This window comes from Candidatus Desulfosporosinus nitrosoreducens, from assembly GCF_030954495.1.
GTDB lineage: Bacteria > Bacillota > Desulfitobacteriia > Desulfitobacteriales > Desulfitobacteriaceae > Desulfosporosinus > Desulfosporosinus nitrosoreducens.
Genome location: NZ_JAVHUW010000055.1, coordinates 1 through 24,029 on the forward strand (window position 1 = coordinate 1; position 24,029 = coordinate 24,029).

At 44.2% G+C, this 24,029-nt stretch carries 25 protein-coding genes and 1 pseudogene; 5 read left to right on the plus strand and 21 right to left on the minus strand.

Annotated features, from left to right (window positions below; genetic code table 11):
* The first annotated feature begins 423 nt into the window (after window positions 1–423).
* A complete protein-coding gene (locus REC12_RS13500; protein WP_374214210.1) occupies window positions 424–2,469 on the plus strand; it encodes a catalase in 2,046 nt (681 codons plus the stop codon).
* 454 nt (window positions 2,470–2,923) lie between these two features.
* On the plus strand, window positions 2,924–3,796 hold the full coding sequence (locus REC12_RS13505; protein WP_308895279.1) for a DegV family protein: 873 nt from the start codon (window positions 2,924–2,926) through the stop codon (window positions 3,794–3,796).
* A 359-nt stretch (window positions 3,797–4,155) separates the two neighbouring features.
* Here the strand turns inward: REC12_RS13505 and REC12_RS13510 are convergent, their stop codons facing one another.
* The 3 genes from REC12_RS13510 to REC12_RS13520 all read right to left on the minus strand — a co-directional run bounded on the left by REC12_RS13510 (window position 4,156) and on the right by REC12_RS13520 (window position 5,796).
* Entirely contained in the window at window positions 4,156–4,605 is a 450-nt protein-coding gene (locus REC12_RS13510) for a chemotaxis protein CheX (protein WP_308895283.1), read from the minus strand.
* On the minus strand, window positions 4,595–5,023 hold the full coding sequence (locus REC12_RS13515; RefSeq protein WP_308895285.1) for a bacteriohemerythrin: 429 nt from the start codon (window positions 5,021–5,023) through the stop codon (window positions 4,595–4,597). Before REC12_RS13515 ends, REC12_RS13510 begins: the two co-directional genes overlap by 11 nt.
* 212 nt (window positions 5,024–5,235) lie before the next feature.
* Window positions 5,236–5,796: a helix-turn-helix domain-containing protein gene (locus REC12_RS13520; RefSeq protein ID WP_308895286.1), complete on the minus strand. Its 561-nt coding sequence runs from the start codon at window positions 5,794–5,796 to the stop codon at window positions 5,236–5,238.
* Window positions 5,797–5,957: 161 nt separating this feature from the next.
* Between REC12_RS13520 and REC12_RS13525 the strand changes: the two genes are divergently transcribed.
* Entirely contained in the window at window positions 5,958–6,878 is a 921-nt protein-coding gene (locus REC12_RS13525) for a DMT family transporter (protein ID WP_308895287.1), read from the plus strand.
* A 54-nt stretch (window positions 6,879–6,932) separates the two neighbouring features.
* The gene (locus REC12_RS13530; RefSeq protein ID WP_308895288.1) at window positions 6,933–7,292 is read left to right on the plus strand and encodes a cupin domain-containing protein; all 360 of its coding nucleotides are present in this window, start codon (window positions 6,933–6,935) and stop codon (window positions 7,290–7,292) included.
* Between the two features lie 23 nt (window positions 7,293–7,315).
* Here REC12_RS13530 and REC12_RS13535 read toward each other — a convergent pair whose 3' ends face one another.
* The 4 genes from REC12_RS13535 to REC12_RS13550 all read right to left on the minus strand — a co-directional run bounded on the left by REC12_RS13535 (window position 7,316) and on the right by REC12_RS13550 (window position 10,524).
* On the minus strand, window positions 7,316–8,023 hold the full coding sequence (locus REC12_RS13535) for an alpha/beta hydrolase (RefSeq protein WP_308895289.1): 708 nt from the start codon (window positions 8,021–8,023) through the stop codon (window positions 7,316–7,318).
* Window positions 8,024–8,343: 320 nt separating this feature from the next.
* The gene (locus REC12_RS13540; protein ID WP_308895291.1) at window positions 8,344–8,484 is read right to left on the minus strand and encodes a helix-turn-helix domain-containing protein; all 141 of its coding nucleotides are present in this window, start codon (window positions 8,482–8,484) and stop codon (window positions 8,344–8,346) included.
* 215 nt (window positions 8,485–8,699) lie between these two features.
* Complete coding sequence (locus REC12_RS13545) at window positions 8,700–9,344, minus strand: response regulator (RefSeq protein ID WP_308895293.1); 645 nt, start codon at window positions 9,342–9,344, stop codon at window positions 8,700–8,702.
* Entirely contained in the window at window positions 9,337–10,524 is a 1,188-nt protein-coding gene (locus REC12_RS13550) for a sensor histidine kinase (protein WP_308895295.1), read from the minus strand. The genes REC12_RS13545 and REC12_RS13550 overlap by 8 nt, the downstream gene beginning before the upstream one ends.
* A 241-nt stretch (window positions 10,525–10,765) precedes the next feature.
* Between REC12_RS13550 and REC12_RS13555 the strand changes: the two genes are divergently transcribed.
* Window positions 10,766–11,278: a hypothetical protein gene (locus tag REC12_RS13555; protein WP_308895297.1), complete on the plus strand. Its 513-nt coding sequence runs from the start codon at window positions 10,766–10,768 to the stop codon at window positions 11,276–11,278.
* Window positions 11,279–11,612: 334 nt separating this feature from the next.
* Here the strand turns inward: REC12_RS13555 and REC12_RS13560 are convergent, their stop codons facing one another.
* The 14 genes and pseudogenes from REC12_RS13560 to REC12_RS13625 form a co-directional block, all read right to left on the minus strand.
* Window positions 11,613–12,773: an iron-containing alcohol dehydrogenase gene (locus REC12_RS13560; RefSeq protein ID WP_308895298.1), complete on the minus strand. Its 1,161-nt coding sequence runs from the start codon at window positions 12,771–12,773 to the stop codon at window positions 11,613–11,615.
* A 183-nt stretch (window positions 12,774–12,956) separates the two neighbouring features.
* Complete coding sequence (locus REC12_RS13565) at window positions 12,957–13,283, minus strand: type II toxin-antitoxin system RelE/ParE family toxin (RefSeq protein WP_308895300.1); 327 nt, start codon at window positions 13,281–13,283, stop codon at window positions 12,957–12,959.
* A complete protein-coding gene (locus REC12_RS13570) occupies window positions 13,273–13,551 on the minus strand; it encodes a type II toxin-antitoxin system Phd/YefM family antitoxin (RefSeq protein WP_308895301.1) in 279 nt (92 codons plus the stop codon). The genes REC12_RS13565 and REC12_RS13570 overlap by 11 nt, the downstream gene beginning before the upstream one ends.
* A 110-nt stretch (window positions 13,552–13,661) precedes the next feature.
* Window positions 13,662–14,159 carry a VOC family protein gene (locus REC12_RS13575; RefSeq protein ID WP_308895302.1) on the minus strand — a complete coding sequence of 166 codons (498 nt, stop codon included), beginning with the start codon at window positions 14,157–14,159 and terminating at the stop codon, window positions 13,662–13,664.
* Window positions 14,160–14,183: 24 nt separating this feature from the next.
* Window positions 14,184–14,796: pseudogene (locus tag REC12_RS13580) on the minus strand (DNA-3-methyladenine glycosylase).
* A 42-nt stretch (window positions 14,797–14,838) separates the two neighbouring features.
* Window positions 14,839–15,735, minus strand: coding sequence for a GNAT family N-acetyltransferase (locus tag REC12_RS13585; RefSeq protein WP_308895303.1), 897 nt, complete (start codon window positions 15,733–15,735; stop codon window positions 14,839–14,841).
* Between the two features lie 265 nt (window positions 15,736–16,000).
* The gene (locus tag REC12_RS13590; protein WP_308895307.1) at window positions 16,001–16,453 is read right to left on the minus strand and encodes a hypothetical protein; all 453 of its coding nucleotides are present in this window, start codon (window positions 16,451–16,453) and stop codon (window positions 16,001–16,003) included.
* A 427-nt stretch (window positions 16,454–16,880) separates the two neighbouring features.
* Entirely contained in the window at window positions 16,881–17,117 is a 237-nt protein-coding gene (locus REC12_RS13595) for an acyl carrier protein (RefSeq protein ID WP_308895309.1), read from the minus strand.
* A gap of 24 nt (window positions 17,118–17,141) precedes the next feature.
* Window positions 17,142–19,409, minus strand: coding sequence for a HelD family protein (locus tag REC12_RS13600; RefSeq protein WP_308895311.1), 2,268 nt, complete (start codon window positions 19,407–19,409; stop codon window positions 17,142–17,144).
* A gap of 441 nt (window positions 19,410–19,850) precedes the next feature.
* Window positions 19,851–20,189 (minus strand): hypothetical protein, encoded by a 339-nt coding sequence (locus REC12_RS13605; RefSeq protein ID WP_308895313.1) that lies wholly within the window; start codon window positions 20,187–20,189, stop codon window positions 19,851–19,853.
* A 523-nt stretch (window positions 20,190–20,712) separates the two neighbouring features.
* On the minus strand, window positions 20,713–21,621 hold the full coding sequence (gene secF / locus REC12_RS13610; RefSeq protein WP_308895315.1) for a protein translocase subunit SecF: 909 nt from the start codon (window positions 21,619–21,621) through the stop codon (window positions 20,713–20,715).
* A complete protein-coding gene (gene secD, locus REC12_RS13615; RefSeq protein WP_308895317.1) occupies window positions 21,621–22,856 on the minus strand; it encodes a protein translocase subunit SecD in 1,236 nt (411 codons plus the stop codon). Before secD ends, secF begins: the two co-directional genes overlap by 1 nt.
* Window positions 22,857–22,870: 14 nt before the next feature.
* A complete protein-coding gene (locus REC12_RS13620; protein WP_308895318.1) occupies window positions 22,871–23,395 on the minus strand; it encodes a hypothetical protein in 525 nt (174 codons plus the stop codon).
* Window positions 23,382–23,981, minus strand: coding sequence for an RNA polymerase sigma factor (locus REC12_RS13625; protein ID WP_308895321.1), 600 nt, complete (start codon window positions 23,979–23,981; stop codon window positions 23,382–23,384). Before REC12_RS13625 ends, REC12_RS13620 begins: the two co-directional genes overlap by 14 nt.
* Window positions 23,982–24,029: the final 48 nt, after the last annotated feature.

Genomic DNA, 24,029 nt, shown 5'->3' on the forward strand with positions numbered 1-24,029 from the left:
TAGTCGCCCTTATCCAGGGACTTAGCCGCTCTTAACTCACCGCTTGCCGAAGCGGGAGTCCTAGCGCGGATTAGTCAGCGGATAAATTGAGAAAGGCTCTGATCCTCACTTAATTGCAAAGTGGGGATTATTTTTCTTTATTTTTGCCGGATGATATGCGCTGTTATGATGGAGTTTACTTCCGGATCTCCTTAAGAGCTGTTCACCTTCTTATGCAGGTTCAGGCGACAATTCAGAACTAAGGCTGATGAAGCAGGCAGGGTCTATCTTCTGCTTTGATCTTGCATATAAACTTGTCGCGCGGGCATAATGACTATCGAAACAGGGGTCTGTTCCAGAACTAACCGTTGAGAATCGCCTAAAGCAAGGAGAGCCGGAATTTTAATTCCGAGAACCTACATAATTAATTTGAGGTGAGTCAGATTGAAGGATAACAGGTCAAATAAAAAGCATGAGCAATTAGAGCCGTTTATTCACGAATCAGAAGGCAAGAACATGACATCGAATGAAGGAATCACGATTTCTGATGATGAAAATACCTTAACCGCCGGCGAGCGCGGACCAACACTGATTGAAGATTTTCTTTCGCGCGAAAAACTAGCTCACTTCGATCGTGAACGTATTCCTGAACGTGTCGTCCATGCCAGAGGGTATGGGGCACATGGAGAGTTCCAGCCCTATGAATCGTTAGCAGATTTAACGATGGCTGATTTTTTGCAAGACCCCAATAAAAAAACGCCCTTGTTTGTCCGCTTCTCACAAGTCGTTGGCTCTAAAGGCTGTAATGAGACCAATCGGGATGTTCGGGGTTTTTCCATTAAGTTTTATACCGATGAGGGCAATTTCGATTTGATTGCCATTAACATGCCGGTGTTTTTTATTCAAGATGCAATTAAGTTCCCTGATTTAATCCATGCGGTGAAACCCGAGCCGGACACTGAATATCCGCAAGGTCAAACAGACCACAACACCTTCTGGGACTTTATGGCGAACAACAAAGAAACTGCCCATATGTCCTTATGGATTGCCTCGAATCGTGCCTTTCCCAAAAGCTTTAGAACCATGGAGGGCTTTGGGGTCCATACCTTCCGTTTGGTGAATAAGGAGGGAAAATCCCACTTTGTTAAATTTCATATCAAACCCTTGCTGGGCGTCCATTCATTAATCTGGGATGAAGCGCAGCGTCTTGGTTCTGTTGCTGACTTTCACCGCAGGGACTTATGGGAAAATATAGATATTGGCAACTATCCGGAGTATGAGATGGCTATTCAGGTCATCAAAGAGGAGGATGAGTTTGCCTATGATTTTGATCTGTTGGATCCGACGAAATTATGGCCGGAAGAAGAGATTCCTTTACGCAGAATTGGCAAGTTAATTCTTAACCGCAATGTGGAAAATGTTTTTGCTGAAACCGAACAAAGTGCCTTTCACCCTGGGAATATTGTGAGAGGGATTGACTTTTCCAATGATCCGCTCCTGCAAGGGAGATTATTCTCCTATACCGATGCCCAGCAGGCACGACTTGGTCCAAATCATCAACAACTGCCTATCAATCGTCCGGTATGTCCATTTGCCAATAATCAGCGTGACGGCGCTTCAAGGCTGGTTATTGATCGCGGAAAAGTTGCTTATCACCGCAACGGGCTGGCGAATAATACACCGAATACGGTACCAGGTACGCAAGGAGGGTTTGTGACCTATCCCTCGACCGTAGAAGGACATAAGGTAAGATCAACAGCTCCTTCCTTTAAGGATCATTACTCTCAGGCAAAAATGTTCTGGAATAGTATGACTGAGGTTGAAAAGCGTCAAATTATCGGCGCTTACTGCTTTGAACTTGGCAAATGCGGACCCTTTGTACGGCAGGAATGGGTAGATGTGCTTGCTCATATCAGCACAGAACTGGCCAAGAGTGTTGCCAAGGAATTAGGCACGACTGTGCCGGCTGTCGAGGAATCCCCTGTGACGAAGTCTTCGCCGGCCCTTAGCCTGCATAATACGATTTTTGTGCCGGATACCTTGCGCGTCGCGGTTTTCCTCGCTCAAGGCTTCGATGGTCCCGGCGTAAGTAAATTATTGGCGGATTTGGCGGGTGCCAAATTAAGAGTGGTCATTGTCCACGATACATTAGGGACGGTCAGTGGAAGCGAGGGGGTAACCTATGAAGTCCATGACAGCTTTTTAACGGGTTCCCCCCTTGTCTATGACGGTATACTTATTGTGGGAAGCGGCAATATCACCCCCTATTTCAGGTATACAGCGCAGAAATTCACCACGGATATCTACAACCATTTCAAACCCATCGGCATCATGCAAAATGCTGATGCTGTACTGGAACCGCTGGGCTTATTGGCTGATGAGGGGATTGTCACGGATTCAGGTTCGGACTTTGCCGGCAGGTTTATCAAGGCCATGGCCAAGCAGAGATTCTGGAACCGCCCAAGTTTTCTTTATCCTGCCATGGTTTGATTCAGATGAGACCACTTGCTGCGACCGTTTCTCGGTATTCCACCGGGGAACGGTCGTTTCTTTCGGACAGATGCCAAGCCTGGCGGCGGAAGCATAGGCGAGCTCTGCTATAGTTAGCTTTCTTCATCCGAGCATTAGCCCAGATCGGCCTGGAGTCAATGCCTGTAAGCGTCGTCCGCAGAAAGTCCTTTAGTTTTAATGCAGGCTCTTTAAGCAAATCAATTTATTTCTTGGCCATAGTTTTACTCTTCTTGCGAAACATGTAGAATAATAGATAAGTTTTGCTCAAAAAACATACAAAGGAAACGATAATCTCAATCAATACAGTTGGCACAGTTGTTTTGTGAAAATCTTCTCTCCGGGAATCCGGAGTTTAAGCTTAAGAGCAGCAGAACTAAAGGCTTGAGGACAGGTTTTCAAAAAACGGCTGTATGAAATAACCGAGGTGAAAAACGTGATTAGATTTATTGTCGACAGCACCTGCGACTTGCCGGAGGAGATCATGGAAAAGTATGGGATTCTCATGATGCCCCTGCATGTGATACTCAAGGGCCGTGATTATCGGGATAAGGTGGAAATCACTACCGATGAGGTTTTTTCCGCTATGCATTCAGGGATTCTGCCCAAAACCTCCCAGGTCAGCCCCGCTGATGTTTATCAGACCTTCCAGGGCTGTTGTGAGCGCGGAGAGGACTTTATCTATCTGGCCTTTTCCGCAGCACTTTCGGGAACATATCAGTTGGCGGAGACTGTCTTAGCAAAATTTCAGCCAAACTATCCGGACCGGAAGATGCGGATTATTGATTCCAAGTCAGGCTCCGTGGCCATTGGGCTTATGGCTTTACAAGCTGTAAAAATGGCTGAAGCCGGCTATGACTTCGCAGCGGTCAGCCGGCACATCGCTTACCTGACGGAGCACATAGAGCACGTCTTTACCATCGCGGATATCGGCTGGCTGGTCAAAGGGGGACGAATCACCAAGCTACAGGGGATGCTGGGCTCCCTGCTGGATATCAGACCTATTCTGGACGTGAAAAACGGTTTGCTGCACCTCATGAAGAAAGCCAGAGGCAGTCAAAAAGCGCTTAACATGGTGGCTGACACCTTAGTGGAGAGAATCGAAGCCTTTCCCGGACAAATCATCGGGATCGCTCACTCGGACAATTTGCCGGGCGCGGAGGAGCTGAAGAATCTGCTGGCGGAAAGGACCGGCACTCAAAACTTCATCATCAGCAAAATAGGGTCTGTGCTGGGCAGCCATTTGGGTATTGGCGGGCTGGGCTTGTTCTTTTTCAACCAGAAGCCGGCGCCGTATTTTCCTTTGTAATCCGTCGTCTCCGGCAAGATTGCTCGACAGAGACCCTTCCTTTTAAGGCTGGAGTTTTACTCCATCTGAATCTTAGTCGCACTTATCCAGGGACTTAGCCGCTCTTAACTCACCACTTGCAAAAGCGGGAGTCTTAGAGCGGCTTAGTCAGCGGATAAAGAAGAGGCTGTGCTAAAACTTGTTTATGTTGTTTTCACATCCCCGCCTTTGCCTCTATAGTCAGCGATGAAAAAGCGCCCTCACTCCACTTTGACAGTGAAAGGAGGACGCTTTTTGAACGTTGTAACCACTTTGAATTTAGGGACTGAGTTTTCAGAACAGCCCTTTTAGACCCTAAGTTTAGGGATGTTCCCAATCCTCTATCCGGCGGGATTCAATCTCAAATCCAGACAAACGTTACCCACCGAGGTCACAAGGCAGCAGGCTGTGCGCAGATCATAGTCCTTGCTGTCGTCAGGCTTGAGCAGCACCGGAGGCAAGATGTCGCAGTTAAGATTGTTTCCGGCAAGCATCATGAGCACATTGCCGCTGATAATGTTGGCAATCTCAGCAATGGCAGAAGTCACAAAATCGTCTACCGACTCCATCTCCATGCCGCTCATGATATTCACCATGCTGAGCGATGTCGCCCGGGGAAAGCGGTAAACAACTTCTCCCTTAAGATCACCGACAACACCAATCGAAATATCCAGTTCATCATCACAGGCAAAGGTCTCTGCCGGCTGATCGGAGATGTCCGAAAGATCCAGCATCAGCTTAAAGACATTGCGGGTCGCCTCTAAAAAAGGAGCGTAGAGATTAGCATTCACGACCGGCCACCCCCTTTTCTTGGGCATAGTCGGCTATGCGCTGATCCTCTGCGGCGACATGGTTAATCAGCCAGGCCAGAAGTTTGCCGGCAAATTGCTGCATCAACTGCTCGTCAAAGCCTCTGCGCTCATATTCGGCAGAAACCTGCAGGACATAATTCACCATATTAGTATGTATCTGCTTATGCGCCTCATAACCCGGATAACCGATACCTTGCTGGTATCTTTCCTCGTCGCGGAAGTGATCTACAACATATCCTTTCATAAATTCAAGAGTTTCGTTCACATGCTGCACTTTTTCTTCCCAAGATACAGAGGACCGGAGTGTCTGCATAAATGCTTCAACCCGTCTGAATAATTCCTTGTGCTGGTTGTCTACCACCGGAACACCCAGTTCATACTTATCCTTCCAAAGCATGATTCTTCCTGTCCTTTCTCCCCCAAATAATTATTTTTACTATATTATAATTATATCAGTTTCATTTAAGAGATTTCAAGAGCAACTTTAGCCGCCCACGGAACGCAGGTGTCGGAGCCGTTCTTACGAATATTGCAATTCTTCTTGCTTTCGGTTTACCGGACTTGGCATCGCGCTGCTACGGTTTAAACATTTTATTCGCTCACCGCCGCTTAAAATAATGCCGGGGTCAGGACAAATAATATATGATTGGCCTGATTTCCTTTGTTGATAAAGCGATGGTTGACATTCGGGGGAATCCGGACAACATCTCCCTCATCCAGGAAGTATTCAACTCCCTCTAATTCAACATAGGCCTCCCCCTTCATGACCACGGCAATTTCTTCTTTATTCGTATGGGAATAGTGCCCTTCCGTAGTGCTGGCATGGGCGTTTAAATCCATCATCAAAAGTTCAATATGAGCCTTCAGGAAATCCGGAGTCAAGATATCGTAGACAATATGATCACTGTTTTCGCGGTAAACTTTCTGGCGGTCCCGCTTTTTGGAAATTAATGCTTGCGGGTCAATCTCGTTGATGAACAGGGTATAAAGAGGCACATTCAAGGCCCGGGCAATAAGCTCCAGGACATTAAGGGATGGATTGGCCTGTCCCCGCTCAATCTGACTGATCAGGGATGTACTGATGCCGGCATAATCCGCAAATTCACGAATTGTCATTCCTTTTTTCTTCCGGTAACTCATAACCGTTTGTCCCAGGCGATGACAGCTCATACTATCTCCCTTTCCACAATAAAGCGTTTTTTCCTCAAGTTGTACTGATATAATGTACTGCCAAGAGAAAACTGTCATTAATTATTAAACTATACTATAATAGGTCTTGTACATTATATTATACCATGTATTTTATAGAGCACAAAACTTGGGAGGATCTGATGCAAGCAGGAATTATCCGTTATGGCTCTTTAATTTTAGGAGTATTTGCCCTCTCTACTTCAGCCATTTTCGTCAAATTGGCCGCTGCTCCCGCCTCAATCACTGCTTTCTACCGCCTTTTCTTTGCAGTGCTGATACTCCTGCCGCTTTTATTCTTCCATAAAGAGAACCGGCAGGCTCTTTGCTCTTTGTCTAAGCAAGAATGGGGATTAGGGCTCCTGTCAGGCTTGTTTTTGGCAATCCATTATGTGTTGTGGTTTGAATCCCTGAACTACACCTCCGTGGCAAGTTCAACGGTTATCGTCACTTTACAGCCCCTGTTTTCCTTTGCCGGGGGACACTTCCTGTTTAAGGAACGAGTCGGTAAGGGCGTCATCGCCAGCTCTTTGGTTGCCATGGCCGGCTGCGTTATTATTGGTTGGGGAGACGTGCAAATCAATGATCAGGCTTTAGGCGGAGATTTTCTGGCCTTTATAGCCGCTGGGATTATCACCGCCTATTTTTTTATCGGACAGCATATGCGCAAACAATTGCCGGTTGTTCCTTATTCAATTTTAGGCTATACAGGCGGCGCATTTTTCCTGGCAATCTATGCGCTAAGCCAGCAGGTGTCTTTCACGGTTTATCCTTTGCAGACCTGGAAAGACTTTATCGGTTTAGCCCTAATTGCGACGATTTTAGGACAAATGGTTTTTAACTGGCTGCTGAAATGGCTGAGTGCAACGGTTATCTCCATGAGTATTCTGGGAGAAATAATCGGCACCTGCCTTCTTGCTTATTTCATTTTGGGAGAGGTTATCTCTTGGCGGCAGGGAGTGGGCATCGCCCTCACCTTAGCCGGCCTGGCCTTATTTTCAGTTCATAAAAACAGAACATCAGAAAACAAGGCCCACACAGGGCAATCCGACTGCTCTGCATGAACCTAAATTGTTGAGCATCGCTCACAGGTTATACAAAAATTGGAGGTATCTACTATGGAGAAGATTAATATCCAGGAAAAACTTAGCCTTTTCACGGAATACTGGAGTCCCAGAATTATCGGGGAAGTCAATGATTCCTATGTGAAGCTGGCCAAATTCAAAGGGGATTTTATCTGGCACATTCATGAAAACGAGGATGAAATGTTTTACGTACTTAAGGGAGCATTGACCCTTAAGTTTAGAGAAAAAGACGTACTGCTCCAAGAAGGGGAGTGTATCGTAATCCCCAGAGGCATCGAGCATATGCCTGCCGCTGAAGAAGAGGTTCAGGTAATGCTTATTGAAGCGAAGACTACTTTGAATACCGGCAATGTGGTCAATGAAAGAACCGTCGCAAACCTGGAAAAGATTTAGGTATTGGATCTGGAAAGTAAATATTAAAGCGGCGTTGCCAATTGATCCCGCAGGTAATCTCCCACACAGAGCATGACCTGTTCAGCCATTGGGCTCAGAAGGATTAAATGCCCGCCTTCAGGAAAAAGTCTTATTGCTTTCCTATCCGAGGATAGATGTTTTTCCAGGTAACTCACGCTCCTGATTCTTACCGTGTCATCATCTTCAGCCTGAGTTATAAGAATAGGACAATTTACCTTCTCTAACTTGGGCTTTGTCTGGCGCAATAACAATAGAAATTGAATCATCGCCGCCAAAGGCGATATATTCCCGGCCTGTAAATACCTGCTGAAATTCTTGTAATTCCTGTTTTTTAGGTCTGCCGCGAGATTAAGTATGACCCGGCGTATATTCCAAATGAAGATGGGGGTATTGATGGTTACAAGGAGTTTGACCTTATGTTTGCAGGCAAGATTAAAGGCAATGAGGCCCCCCATGGAGAAGCCAATCAGGAAGATTTCATCGCCATTTTCTTTGATTTTAAGGAGTTCCCGCTCTGCGGAATCTATCCAGTCCTGATAAGTTGCTTTGCTCATTTCTTTTCTGGTCGCCGAATGGCCCTTTAATACCGGACAGACGACATCGTAAGCAAGGCCGGCAAGGTAGTCAGCCAAGGGCTTCACTTCATGGGGTCCGCCGCCAAATCCGTGGATGATTAAACATTTTATTTTCTTGTCGCCTATTGAGTTCATTTATTGCTGCCTCCCAGCGCTCCCGGCGGAGCAATTTTCACTCGATGGGTCTTCAGCTTGCTTGTTCTTTTAACAGAGAGCGTTGCAAAGTAGAACACAGTCATGATAGGACTGAAATCAGCTTTTCTCCGCCCAGGCTCCCTCTACTGACCATTATACACCTAGTACTACCGGATTTGTGACGGCTTAAACTCTTTATAACGATGCTTTAAATATATTCAAAACATCATTGCTTGACAGCTTGGGCAATCTCTTGCTCTCCTCTTCAATAATCTTGCCGTAACTGTTCCCAGAGTAAATGTTCAACCAACTCCGCTTTTTCAAGAAATTACATCCAGACGATAACCCAAGCTACGGATGGTGAGAATTTGAAATCCGCATTGTTCGGGCGGAAATTGATCGCGCAGCCGCCAGACATGAACATCCAAAATACGTTCATGCCACCAAAATCTAAACCCCATAGTTCCGTCCCCAGTTCTGCGTTGAAAATCTTAGAATGAGAGGTTCACCTCCAAGTTCACGTAAACCCTGAATAGCCTATGTGAAAAATAAGCCTTCCCTTAAGCAGGAAGGTTATTTTTTATCTGCTCATCCGGAATCCTCCTGAGCCAGATAGAACCTCGATTTTCATAGGGGCGGGCGGGACCGTAAGATTCATGTTCACACAAAACGTTGATCAATGCGTATCATGAATATATAAAGCGAGTTCGGTTCTGCTGTTAAGCTCCAGCTTTTCCAAGATCCGTGTTACATAGTTTTTTACCGTGCCCTCAGTGAGAAAGAGACTATTGCCTATTTCCCGGTTGTTCTTTCCTTCGGCGACAAGTCTCGCGACCTCAAGCTCCCGCGGAGTGAGAAGGGTAAGGTTTGTAGCTTCATTATCTGATTTTGAATTATAGTCCGTAGTGTTGAGCGCCTTGACCACTTTAGCCGCCACTTCGGGATTGAGCAGGATATTTCCGCTATAGGCAGTTTTAATAGCTTTGATAATATCGTCAGAGCCTGAATCCTTGAGGATATAGCCGTCGGCTCCGTTCTTCAATCCCCGGAATATATACTCGTCCTCGTTAAAAGTCGTTAGAATAATCACCCGGATTTCAGGATGCTCGCGCTTGATAATTTCCGTGGTTTCCACTCCATCAAGGCCCGGCATCCGAATATCCATCAAAATAACATCCGGCAGCTGTTTTTCCAACAGAAGAAGCAATTCTCTTCCGTTGCTGGCTTCGCCAATTATCCGAATCTCTTCGTCAAGACTCAGCATCATTTTTAGGCCTTCACGTACAATCTCTTGGTCGTCGGTCAGAATAACGTTAATCAATCTCAGTCTCCCTCCCGCTCAGTGGAATCATTGTCTGAATCGCAAAACCCGGTTCAGGGGCGGAAATAAAATGTACAGTCCCTCCCAGCGCCTCAATACGAGCGCGAATACCTCTGAGCCCATTGGATTCGATAATCGCCGCGCTGCCGCGGCCATTATCCTGAACCGTGATCGTGACGTTATCGTTTTCGGCTTTCACCGCTATCTGGAAATCAGTTGCCCCCCCATGCCGGATACCGTTTGTCAGCCCTTCCCGAATCGTTTTATAAATACAATTTTTCAGTTCGGGATTGAGCGCTTCCAACTCTTGATCCTGGTCCACATTGATTTTAATATTGCCAAGCATTTTAAAATTATCGGCAAGTTCTCTTACGGATTCGCTCAAATCGTTGATATTGCGTTCTTCTTTTAGTACGGAAACCGCAGAACGGAGCTCTTGGATAGCAGTTTTCGCTATCTCATCTGCCTTGGCGAGAATTTCTTTCACCTTTTCCGGTTTCGTCGCAAAGGCCTTCTGGGCAAAATCAAGATGCATGGTCAGAGCCATCAAAGAATGCCCAAGGCTGTCGTGGAGTTCCTGGGCCATTTTGGCTCGCTCCCGTTCAATCGTCAATTCTTCAACCTTCATTGAATATTCTCGCAGTTTTGTATTAGAGGCCTGCAAATCGACGTTGAGTTTCCTGATTTCTTCCCTTTCCAACCGCCGATTCCTCATTAGAAAGAGAATGAAAATCAGAGCAGAATAGAAAATGATATTAGAGAGCATGGCGGATATACTGCCATGTTCCAATATTGTATAAAGGACTGTAACAGCCAGATAAAGCAGCGCGTAAAGAATGAGAAAAGGTTTCATCATCCGGTCCTTGAGAGTCAGAACTTCGGTAATTATAAAAATCAGATAGATGTCCGTTCCAACTCCCTTAGCAGTAAGTTTGATCACAGCGGCCGCGGTCAAAGATAGCACCATCAGTATAAGATGAAATACTCTCAGTTTGCCGATATCCTTTTTGCTTCCTAAGAAAGCCGTCGAAAACAAAAGCAGCCCGGACAGAAAAAGCAACGCTGTGATCTGGGCATTGCCCCTATTCATGCGAAAAATACCATAAAAAATCCAGAAAGCCACAAAAGCTCTGATAGCTGCAAATTTGTGGGCTTTTGTAAAATTCTTGATTTTCATCATAAGTCTAACATCCTTTAACTGACATTATTATGAAAATAATCATTATTATATCATGGTCAAGATGATTGACTATATTACTTTGGTCATACGTAAAATCCGTACTTAAGTGACTATAAAGCATAAGGCAACCGCGTTAGAATAATCACATCGCAACCAATTTCAACAATCTTGCAATGAGAGGCGTGGTCGCAGAATTTCCGGTTTCAGGCAATAATAATAAATTTGAAAGGAAGTTGTTTCAATGAACACAATAATAACTATAGCAGCCGGCATCTTCGTAGTATTGGTTATGATTTGGGTAATCTGGCGACAGATGTCCACAAGGATAGTGTTAAAAAAGCCGACACTTTGGCTCGGCATTATGATAGTCGGAATTGTCGTTGCGGCTATGCACATTTCTAAGGGCATCGTTTTTTGGTCGATAGGCGACATCATTTTCTTGATTATGGCTTATCCTGTTTCAGCGGTACTTTTCGCCGTTCTGCGTGCTAAGAGTTATCGCCTCTGGGTTGGTAATGACGGTTTAGTAATGCGTAAGGGCACCGCTATTACACTCATTCTGTGGGTGATTTCAGTCGCGATTCATGCATGGGGCAACTATATTGTACCTGGAAGCGAAATTCTCATGGCATTTTATATGGGCCTTACACTGCTAATCCAGCGCAAATTAGTCTTTAACAGAGCAAAACAAAAATACCCAAATGAAATCAAGGCTAACTTAGCCATAGAGGCGAAAAAAAATGAACGGCGATGAAGTGCTATTTTGCCAATATTATAGGCACTTCTGTTTCGGAAGTACGAATTATAAAATTATGACAGGGAGAACAGTATGGCAGAAATCAAATGGATATTATGCCCTGTTTGCAAGAACAAAATGTGACTGAAAATCCGCAATACCATCGGGAAGGTCTGTTTATTAACGCAGATTTTACCTATCATTAATAACAGCCAAACCGTTCCAAAAGAGCGGTCTGGCTGTGTGGGTTTTTTAACTTATAATTTCACTGCGGTTTATATCCGACCAGCTGTGCACTCTTATACCGGTGAGATATGGGTACTGCTGCCGGATTTGTGAGGGCTTAAACTCTTTATAGCGCTGCTCTGAATATGTTCAAAACATCATGGCTTGTCAGCGGGTAAAAAGCTTTCTTCATCCCTTTGGCTGCTTTTTCTGCCATGATCTCCAGATGGGCATCATCAATACCGACTTCTCTCAGGGTAGCAGGTATTTCCAAGGCTCTGAAGAAATCTGCCGTTTTTTCAATGGCTTTACCGGCAATAGCAAACTTGTCTAAGGCAGGGTCGATTCCCCATACGTTAACGCCATACTCGACAAAACGGTCTAGCGTTTTGTCGTTTAGAACATACTTCATCCAGTGGGGAGTCAGAATAGCCAGACCTACGCCATGCGTAATATCATAGTAGGCACTAAGTTCGTGCTCCATGGGATGCACCGAAGTCGCAACGTCATTTCCCCGCCAGGTGATGCCGTCGATGGCCAGACTGGATACCCACATGAGGTTGGCCCGGGCTTCATAATTCTCCGGCTCGTTATAGGCGATAGGCCCATAGTGAATGCAGGTTTTCAGCAGCCCTTCGGCAAGGCGGTTCTGCACATAGGCTCCTTGGACATTGTTGAAGTAATGCTCGAAAATATGGGACATGATGTCTGCCGTTCCCGCTGCCGTTTGATTTTTAGGTACGGTAAAGGTGTACTCCGGATCTAAAATAGACACTTTGGGATAAAACAAGGGACTGAAGGCGCCAAGTTTATCATTGGTTTTCATATTGGAGATGACGGCAAAGCGGTCCATCTCCGAACCGGTAGCGGCAAGGGTAAGAATTGCCAGCACGGGAAGAGTCTCCGTGACGGGCGCAGCTCCGGTCACGATATCCCAGGAATCCCCCGCGTAGTTGGCCCCCGCGGAAATTACTTTAGCGCAATCAATGGTACTCCCGCCGCCTGCCGCGATGATAACCTCAATAGCATTTTTTCGGCACAGTTCCACGCCGGCACGCACGGTTTCAATTCTGGGATTGGGCTCTACTCCCGGCAGCTCTGTAACTTCAACTCCAATTCTTGCGAAAATGGCATAGATTGCCTGATAGAGACCCATGCGCTTGATGCTTCCGCCCCCGTAAACCAGCAATACCTTATTTCCGTATTTGGGAATCTCCTTTTCCAGTTGTTCAATTTGGCCTTTGCCGAAAAAAATTTCCGTGGGAATTTGATAATAAAAATTGTTCATGATTTATAAAATCTCTCCTTTTCCGCTAATTTCGGTGAAGGGTTCGCAATATCCCCCGTCTCTTTTCCTCGATATCTTTTCAATTTCAGCAAATCACAGGTATAGTCCATCGCGGCCTCAGCCCGCCTTTACAACCCCGTTAAGGGGAAAATAAACCATAGGTACTTCCCGCTCCCCTTCTCTTTAAAACGTCTGCTGTATCAGCCAGCCATAATCCTGTCTGCAATCTATGATATAGTCAACATACACCATCCGATCTTTGATCTGGTACAGGAGCAAATACCATTTCTCAACAAACATCTTGTGATATTTGTTGGGCGGAATAAACTCAGCATTCAGAAACGGATAGCGCTCGGGCATTTGATATAGGGAGCGGATAGCATCCATCAAGCTGTTTTTTACCTCGCGGGCAGCGGGTGGGCTTTTTTGTACCCAAAAACGGATATGGCCCGTCAGCATCTGACGGGCGCGGTCGGAAACAATCACCGTATATTGAGACTTATTTTCCATGTTCCACCTCATCAATAATGCCGTCCAGACAGCTTTCCAGTTCATCGGGTGTCACTCCGGTACGTCCGCTCAAACGGTCTTCCTCAACGGCTAGCAGCTCTTCGCGCAGCTTGAGCATTTTTTCGCGGCGGGTAAATGCTTCTATATCCATAACTACAAGATCGCCCTCGCCGTTTTTCGTAAGATATACAGGCTCACCGGTAGATTTACACAAAGCCGCAATTTCATTGTAATTTTGCCTGATGCTTGCCGACGGTTTAATCTGCATGGTGTCAACTCCCTCGTAGCAACATTCTAACCATAGCATAGTCTTTTTATGCTATGAAAGCAATCAACAATTTGTTGCGGCCTCGCAAGCTGTTTTTATGAACTGACCTGCTAGGCCCGTGAAAAGTGAGCGGATATACCTAAGTATTCTTGGCACGATTTCACATAATCAAGCGGCACATCCATGCGCAGGGCGGTTTCCGCAACCGAAAGTCCCATATCTATGAACCTCTTAACAACCATATTCAGGCTTTCTCCGACTTCGATGATATGTTTATCCAGGTCATAGAAGCGGATAACTCTTTGTCCCCAGGCATGTTCAAAGAGCGGATGAACGTACTCTATCGTTTTCATACGGCTTAGTTTGCTGACAAAGGCAGCTATGTCATCTTCTTCAAAATATAATTCCCAGGCATTGTTTTGGAAAACAATTTCTTTATCCTTACGGATAAAATCTTGCCAAGTAGCGGCGGTCTGCAATGCTATGCCGCCTGTCAGGGTAACATTGGCGCCAAAATCAGAAATAACTTCAAGTCCCAAAACGTTGTGATAAAACTCCTTGGCCTTTTCCATATCCTTTACCGCAAGCAAGGTGCAAGTATATTTCATTCAGCCCACCCCTCCAAAGCCGATCTATTTTACGGACACGTACGGGTTATCTTCTATAATAAAATCTCCACAGATAATCTTTGGCTTCCCCGGCATAATCAATCCCCACCCGTTTCGTCACTACTATCTTGAACCGTTCATTTCCTCCTTCTTCTATATAGAGCTTGCTGCCGCACAAATCCTCTCCATTGGAACCTTTGTCAATGAATAATGCCTTGCATAATTTTCCCGGCCCATTCGTTAAGGCCTTCATTTGACTCTTGGTTAACTGATCATATGTCTTTTTAAATCTGTTTTGTGCCATCAAGTCCAGTCCGCCTATGGGCTCAACCGCTCTTAGCAAAACAGCCTGGGGGGTTCCTTCTTCCCTGGTCACTATGTTAAAGCAATAGTGCATGCCGTAAACCATAAACACATAGGAAAATCCCGGTCCTCCGTACATAACCTCTACCCGCGGCGTTCTCCTTCCGCCATAGGAATGGGCGGCTTTATCTTCGATGCCCATGTAGGCTTCAGATTCCACAATTTTTGCGCAAATTTTTTGCCCGTCTCTTTCGCGTACAAGTACCTTTCCCAAAAGTTCTTTAGCAACTATTAAAGAATCTCGATTATAAAATTCCCTGCTTAATCGTTTCATTTTATTTACTGCTCCTTTTCCGACCATTGGTACTGCAAAGCTTTAGGCGTGAGAAATAACAGGAAACATCAACGGTTCACCGGCAAAAAGATTATCGCCGGAGCAGTGTACAAACAGGGTGGTATCTCCTTCACGCTGCATTTGAGCTGTAAAACCGGAAGTATTTAAAGGTGTAAAGCCCAATAATATTTCCTTTTCCGGGCCTAAAGAAATCTCGCCCAAAACATCGCTCAATTCGGCGTCGGTTTCACCAAAAATATCGCAGCACCTGATTTGGCCATCGTTGTTTTCGGCAATAATAACCACGTCATATTGCGGGGAATAAAATACATTTTCTTTCATAATCACCTGGCAATAAAAGGATAATAAGCCTTGATTTTCTGTCATATAGAAGGCTGAGAAAGGATTCCCCTGCTCATACTTTTCAGAAACGAGGCGAATACTCTCTTCAGCATGCATTTGCAGTTTCACTGCTTTGCTGTTATTGGGAGTTATCCCGGATCGTTTATAGGCATATTCCGGCATTTTTACAAAACCGAACTTGGGATAAAAATCGAGAACAGAATTATTGGCAAAGAGGTAAATACCATCACAACAACCTTGCCATCTGTCAATAATATTCTCGATTAACCAGCGGCTTAATCCTTGAGCGCGAAATTCCGGAGCGGTCATAACTGTCCCCAGCTGAATGTAAAATTTTCTCTCGCCCCGATAATAAAAGGGAATCTGATTTACCGCAACATTGGCGCAAACCCTCCCCTCCAGAGCCAGAACATGAGGTTCGTATTGCCCTCCGACATTCTCAAAGGATATGCCAAAAGTACTCTGGGATAATTGGTTAAAGCTTGTAAAGAGATTGCTGTCCTTGCCTATTTGGTTAGAAAACCTATAGTTTACTCCTTTGATTTCCACATCAACGTCGTTTTTTAGTTCTTTCATGTTTCACCTCGTTTGACTTTTTTATACTGTCGTTGATTTATGATTTCCACAATAAAGGCTGCCCTGTAAAATTACCTTGTCATTTTTCCCAAAAAACTTTCAAGCAAGCCGAATTATGAACCATGCTTGGGAGGGACGCAAACTTTAAACGTCCCGGCATTGTTGCAAGGTATTCCTTCATTTCTTGGGAGAGATGTGCAAGTGATTAAATATTTTCTGTCGACGTTCCACTAGTCGCTAACCAAAGTTAAAATCAAACAAAAAATTAATGAGAAAAACAGATTAACAAGAAAACAATAACTATCCCCAATAAGCAAAACAGTGTTGTGTAAAACTGGGGGTCATTATTAATAATGCCAATAGTTTTATCTACATACTTTACTTTTAGGTTTTTAAGAGTGTTTTTATTATTTAAAAAATCTTCTTTTAAAATATACACACCCTCATATTCGGGTAAAATTGATCCGTCGTTGTAAACAATGTCACTGGTTATACTATGTATTTTGTAATTTTCGTTTAAAAGCCTTATTTCAGACGTTGCCCCATAATGCTCTGTATATTGTTCTGGATTCTCATCAAACGTAGTAATAGGCCTTTTTCCCCCTCCCCCTTTGTATAGATATATGGGTTTGCGTCTTTCTTTTTTTATTTCAAATATTCCGATTAAAATATAATCAGCATCTCCCAGCCGAACTGTTTCTGACACTTGTTTCTTCAAACCATAATAACCCCCTTTATGAGTTTAACACATTATAGTATATTTAGGGAAAATTACATTGTCATGAAAAAGATGCCTGCTCAAGGAAAATACCCCCGGCAGATCTCATGAATAAAAAAGACTTGATTGGAGTTTTAACTCCATCTGAATCTTAGCCGCACTTATCCAGGGACTTAGCCCGCTCTTAACTCACCGCTTGCCGAAGCGGGAGTCTTAGAGCGGCTTAGTCAGCGGATAAAAATAATCCTATTGAGAGCATTGCTAATATAATACTTTTAAAATTAATTGAATTAATCCTTACCCCTTCGCACCTCAAGGGCCAAGCATACCATTATCAATATATTACCGCCCAATAAATTAGCAAAGAGCCTGAACCATCATAGTTCAAGCTCTTTGCTATTTGTACCTTTATCCTGAAAGTTAGCACTTAGACATCCGACTGAGCGCGCTCGATATATTCTACAAGCTTATTGACACAGTTAAAGTTATGGACATCCTCATCATGAATAACGATATTGAAAGCCTGCTCGCATTCGATGACCAGCTTGGCAAGGTCGACTGCCTTGATTCCGGAGTCCCCCGTCAATTCCGTTTCCGGCGCAATATCTGCATCGTCAAGCCCTAAAATTTCCGCCAGAATTTCCGCCACCTTCTGAAAGACCAATTCCCTCACTCCTTAACGCCAATTTTATAACCGCTGCGATTCCTGTGGCGACAACAAAGGGCTGACATCTCCGCTGTAAAAGAGACGGAGTCTATGCAAGGCCCTGGTACAGGCAATATATAAGAGATTTTTGTCATCTTCACTGTTAAAGTGCTCCTTATCCACATCACAGATCAGTACGGCATCAAACTCCAGGCCTTTCGACAGGTAGACGGGAATGATGAACACTCCGGTCAAATCTACTTCCAGGTCGCTTGTGATCACTTGAACAGGAAGTTTATCTTTAAGGCGGTCGTATAAGGCCAGAACGTCTTGTTCCGTTTTACAGATTAAGCCGATGGATTGATAAGCTTTTTCCCGGCAGGTTTTGATTTCCTTGATCATCAGCTGATCGAGAGCGGACCGGCTGGGGGCTGTCAAGAGGGCCGGGGCATCTCCTTTTCTGCTGAAACTGTTGAGTTTAAAATCCGGCTCAAGAAACTGAGCGCTGTACTCTAATATTTCCTGGGTGCAGCGAAAACTTTTGTCCAAGGTAACCAGCGCGGATTTTTTCTTATCTAAGATCCGGCTGACCTGGTCATAAAGCGAGAGATCCTCCAGCTTGCCGATGGTTTGCCTGACGTCTCCTAAAATAGTGTAGCGGGCTTTGGGAAAGAGCGCCTTCAGGATTTCGAAATGGATGGGATAGTAGTCCTGCGCTTCGTCTACGACAACCTGCTTTATGCCTTTGAAATCGGCGCAGCCTTGGGTTTTCAGGTGCAGAAAAGCCAGGGCCAGGGCATCATCATGCCGCAAATGATCTTTGGCCAGGTTTTCACGGGTAAAGTCGATGATATCCTCAAGGCAATCCGGCAATTCGATCCCTCGGGCCAAACTGTAAAAGTAGTCTTTATTGCTGAAGAGTTTGCGATAGAGCTCCAAACCGTCTAATTCGGTAAACTTGCGCAGGTTCCGCAGTAAAACCGTGCTTTCCTGAATGGACAGCATGCGGGCGATTTCCTCCACCTCAAATTCATGCTCCGGCTGTTGGGCTACATAGTTTCTTAATTTTTGCAGGCGATGTTTGCGCTGTTCATGGACAGCCTCCAACACTGATTTTTCCAGCCGCCGCAAACGGAAACTCAGCAGAGCTTCCTGGTTGCTTTTTAAAAGCCTGGTTTTTAATAATTGGCGGTCGGCAATATAGTTTCCGTCATAATAGATATCGCTGAACTCGATCCAGCGCTTGGGCAAGTCAGCGATAAAGCGCTTTAATATTTCCACAAACTGGCCGGACCCTTTAAACTTCATGCTCTTTTGGACGATAGTCTGGTCCTCCTGACCGCCGGAGGAAAGTACACATTCTAAAAATTGATTCCTGGTTTGGATAGACTGTCTCTGCAAAAGGGTGCGCACTAGTTCATCAAAGAGAAGGGAGTTGACATTGTTTTCCCCCAGCTCCGGCAAAACATGGGAAATATAGCGTTCAAAAAGAGTGTTGGGCGAGATCACGACGATATTGTTATGGGTCAACTTGTCGGACAGTCCCTGGTACATAAGGTAGGCCGCCCGGTGCAGGGCGACGGAGGTTTTGCCGCTGCCCGCAGCTCCCTGGACCATCATTAAATCCATTTCCATATCGCGGATAATCATATCCTGTTCTTTCTGGATTGTCTCGACGATGGTTTTCATCTGCGCGGAAGCATTCTGAGAAAGCAGTTTTCTCAGAAATTCATCTACGATCTGCACGTCGGCCTCAAAGAAAAAGTCCAGTTTCCCCTGGTGTATTTCATATTGGCGTTTTAAATTGACCTCGCCGTTTATTTTTCCGCCAGGGGATTCATAAAATGCCTGCCCGGTGCCAAAACGGTAAAAGACACTGGCTATGGGCGATCTCCAGTCGTATACATATAGTTCACGGGTTTGCTCATCCATCAGTGAGGACAGTCCGATATAGATTTTGTCAAATTCAGCTTCGCCCTCGAACTTAAAATCGATGCGCGCGAAATACGGTGCCTCGATCAACCGCTCCAGGGCCAGTATCCTCCTGGCTTCCTGCTCATACTCGGAGATCTTGTCCGACACCGGGTTGGCGTATTGGTTTAAGGCGGCAAGCTCTTGAAAGTTTTCCGGCGACCAAAGGTTGGCGGCGATAAAATGAGGAGTATCCTCCCGCATTTCTTTCTTGGCAGCGATAATGGCAGCCCTATTGGCGTCGTTTTTCGTTCTGGCCTCAAATAGCTGCTTTTGGGCTAGGGATACCGTTTGTTCCAGACGCTTCACTTCAAAGTCCCGATCCAACTGCTGCTCCAATGTTCAACCCCCCCGGTATTCATGTTTTGGCTGTAAATGATATAATACACACTAAAGAGGCTAATTATAAGACTAATATTCAAAAAATATTTATGGTATAATATAAGTAGGGAGCTTCACAAAACTACTTTTTAAAGTGGTTAGTGATGCTCCCTTCATTTATCTCAACATTATTTCATGCCTGCTCCTATATCCATGTATTTCACTTTGCCCCCTATAAATTTGGGCATAACAAATAAGCCTTTAAGTTAGGCGCTTCTTTAAAAATCCGATTTTTTCAGGCCGTTTTTGACGAAGGAACTTCCCAATTCACTCATCTCTTCTCTGCCCCGCCGGGTTTAAAAAACAACTTGGAACATTGGTTTTTCTATTGCCTTTTGGGGAAAGAAAGTTTTGTTCCCCTGTTTCCCACGATAATGACCATATTATTTTGTACTCAGTTTAATGTGTTTTTTCTTGCTTTTGACCAATTTCATTAATCTGCTTATATTTACCTTTACTAAGGGTATTTTCAATAATAGTATCAATCATATTTTCAGAAAAAGATGTCTGCCCATATGATATTGACGAAAAACGTGATGTAAAAATTGTTTGCTTTCGGTTATAAGTTCTTCCGGCCTCAATAGCTTTGGCCTTTAAATCCTCATCATCTGGATTTTCCTCTAATTTTAGAAGTAAATCATAAAATTCCTTCTTACGCGCTTCAGAATAGAATTGATTAAAAAGTGTTAAAAATAAGCCAACAAAAAACATCCCTGCCAACACGATTATAACGGGCATATCCCCATCTCCAAACTGTCAGATTAATAACTCAACTCTCGCACTCCTGGCAATGTGAATAAACAATCCCCGAAACTGACGCATAAGTTCAGCCTTCACCTTTTAGTAGATTCGTAGCCTTACTTCCCGCATGTCTCAATGCCGCTTTTCGGACTAAGCTGAATCATTAAGGTAAAAGCAATCATCGACGATAAAGACACCGGCTGCTTTTTATTCTGTCCTCACGCCTTTATTAGTTCTCATCATTAGCTCAAAGTTTCTAGTTCATCATCTGGAATATGATTCTGTATAACTCATTTTTATTACCTCCATTTATCACGCTCCAGCGAACACAACAGCATCCTCATAAAATTCCACACCAAGTATTTGGCCTGGCCCCTTTGTCATTGCGGCCATATAATATAGGTAGAGGGTAATAACTGCTAGTTTCTCTTAAATTATTGCCAGCATTGAGGGAATAAGTCGTTTCTTCATTTGTAGCCTCCCGACTTAGGCAATGTTAACGGTTTTTATAATTAGCTTCTTACCTGAGACGTGTCTTAATTTCAACTAAGGCTTGACTGGCGTTGAAGATTGAGGAATAGGCGCCACTGAACACCCCTATTAACATCGCCAAAGAGAAAACTTTTGTCGATTCCCCGCCGAGGATAAAAACCGAAAATAAAGCGATTAATACGGTAACGACGGTATTGACAGATCTGCGCATAGTCTGCCAAACGGATTTATCCACCATCTCCTCATAAGTGTCTCCACGCTTCATTTTGCCCTCGTTCTCACGAATTCGGTCAAAGATAACCACAGTATCATTAATAGAGTATCCAAAGATCGTTAAAGCCGCGGCTATGAACGAGGAATCAATTGGCCACTGAAATAGCGAAAACAGACCAACGACAACTAAAAGATCGTGCAATAAGGCAATGATCCCCGATATCGCAAACACAAATTGAAATCTAAAGGATATATAGGCAATCATAAGCCCCGTCGCAATGATTAGAGACCAAAAGGCCTTACGTGTAAGTTCTTGCCCCATTGACGGACCCACTTCATCCACTTGCAGAGTTTTTGGGTCGTAATCCGCCACCTTAGTTTGCAAGGCTTTCAGTAATTCCTTTTGCTTATCTGTTGGAAGTGCATCGGTTCTGATCAAAATGGATTTTCCATTAGATAACTGCACCTGCCCGTCAAGCCCGACTGATTTCAACGTATCCGTTACAGCAGTTTGCGTGACTGGTTTTACGCATGTCAGCTCAATCATCGTTCCGCCCTTGAAATCAATTCCCAAATTCAGCCCCTGCAGGAAAATAGATATTACGCCCGGAATAATCACCAACAGCGAAAGGACGAACCACCAAAAACGTTTCTTAACGATGTTGAAATAGAGCGGATGTATTGTTTGAACCTCTTCGCAAGTCGCTGGATGTCCTTTTTCCATTATACACCCCTCCTAACACCGAACCATGCCGTATTCAATTTTGGGCTTATGCCTACCACTAAACGCAAAACCAGACGCGTGAAAGTAATCGCAGTGAACAAGCTCGCAATAATTCCAACTCCTAATGTCAAGGCAAATCCGCGAATAGAACCACTCCCCAAATAATACAAGGTCATAGCGGCAATGAATGTCGTTACATGGGCATCAATAACCGTGATGAAGGCACGGCTAAAGCCTGATTCAACTCCTGTGCGCAAAGATTTACCCGCACGAACCTCTTCCTTGACTCTTTCGTAAATAATAATATTAAAATCTACAGCCATCCCTATAGAAAGTATAAATCCCGCTATGCCCGGAAGGGTAAGGACAACACGGAACGTCCAAAAAACCCACAGCACTATGAGTCCATATACAACCAGGGAAAAATCGGCGACAACTCCGGGTAAGCGATAAAAAATAAGCATGAACAGGAAGATAACGATTAAACCATAAAGTCCTGCCTGAATACTTTTATGTAACGAGTCAGTCCCCAAAGAGGCTCCCACCTGGTGCTTTTCAGAAATAGTCATGCTCACTGGCAATGAACCCGAGCGCATGAGAACAGCATCCTTCGCTGCAGACTCCAAGGTTGCATAACCGTTGATAAATCCTTGTCCATTAAGAATTGGCGTATCAACTCTCGGGTTTGCTAAAAGTTTATCATCCAGATATATACCTATTTGTTGTCCCAGATACTTTGTCGTTAAATCAGCAAACCTTTGGGCCCCCTCAGAGGAGAATGTTAAGTTAACAACAAAGTCAACTTTGGTTGGGTCCTGCCCGGCCTTAGCATCAGACAGTTCATCTCCTTGCAGCACAACCTTTCCCTGAGGATTCCTAAACGTTAACTTTGCCGTAGTTTTCAGAATATCCACAGCTTTATCCGGATCGGTAATACCCGCCAAATCAATAACTATCCGTTTCTTATTATAATCTGCCTGGACCGTTGGTTCAGATACCCCCAGATCATTGACCCGCTTCGCAATGATCGCTTTTGCTTTGTCTAGATCATCATTAGTAATAGGTGTGCCGTTTTTATTAAGTTCGGCTTGTAATACCAAGTGAACTCCACCGCGAAGGTCAAGTCCCAAGGGAATACCTCTTACAGAGTCCAGTAAGGGTTTAATCGATAGCACTACTGATGCTGCAAGCAATAACACCAGAGCTACCAATTTGATTATGTTTCCCCGCCTCATCTGCGTTTCTCCTTTTAATATGATGGAGCTTGCCTAATCCAAAATTTATTATCCTGCCATGTTTGGGCAAGTGTCATTCGTCCAATGTTCAAGAGCTTTAGATATAATTCTAAATCGTTTCCTTGATTCAACAAAAAGCATCCCGCTAAAGTTTGCCAAAGGAGAACGCTTGTACCGGCTTTTGGAGAACTATCTGTATTAACTAATTGGGTATTAGCACTATTAGGGGCATAATTTACTTCATCAGGCTTCTTTTCAGTAAATTTATTACTCTTATCTAAAATGAACATTGTTTTAACAGTGCTTATTAATTCCAGAGCCGAAGACTTTGCACACACTGTGAAGATTAATGTCGATCCAAATATCACGGATAATGCGCATATAAAGGCTATAAAGTAGCGTTTATAGCTTGTTTTGCGCATTGGCCTCTTTTCCAGGGCGGCAAGTATTAAGGTGAAAGTTTCTTCCGACGGTTCTATTTCCTTTGTTTTACACAAAAGTGCATTCTTGATTTTATTGTCAAGTTCAGACATTGCCATCAAGTCCATACTCCTTTCTCTTACTAAAAAAAATGCTTACAGACGGTTCATTAAATTCTTTTTCCTTAAATATGCCATGAAGCAATAACCTGGCTTTATGAAGCCTGGATTTTACAGTTCCCGGAAAGCAGCCCAAAACCTTTGAAATTTCCTCAATGGTCATATCGTTGAAGTAATATAGTATGACGACAGTTTTCAACGGTAAACTTAATTGTGTTAAGGCTTCATGTACCATCAAGTTGGTCTCAAAGTTATCCAATTCGGAATTGAAATCTATTGTTGTGCTTAATCCTTCTATCTTTTGCTCATCCATGAGGAGAAAGAAGTTTTGTTTTTTTACCATCCTCCAACCTGTTCTCACCAGAATCTTATAAAACCATGCCTCAAAGGCTTCCGGATTTTTTATGGTCTGGATTTTTCGGAAGCATTCAATAAAAGATTCTTGTACGATATCCTCGGCGATTCCTTTTTGGTTGGATATAAGATAGGCAGTTCCTAAAGCCTTCTTTTTGTACAGGTTGTAAATCTCACTAAAGCTATTCAAATCACCCGACTGACATTTTATTATTAAATCGGTATTCCCCACATCAGCCCTTCTTCCCTACTTTCGCGCTATCTGGCGATAATTTTACTA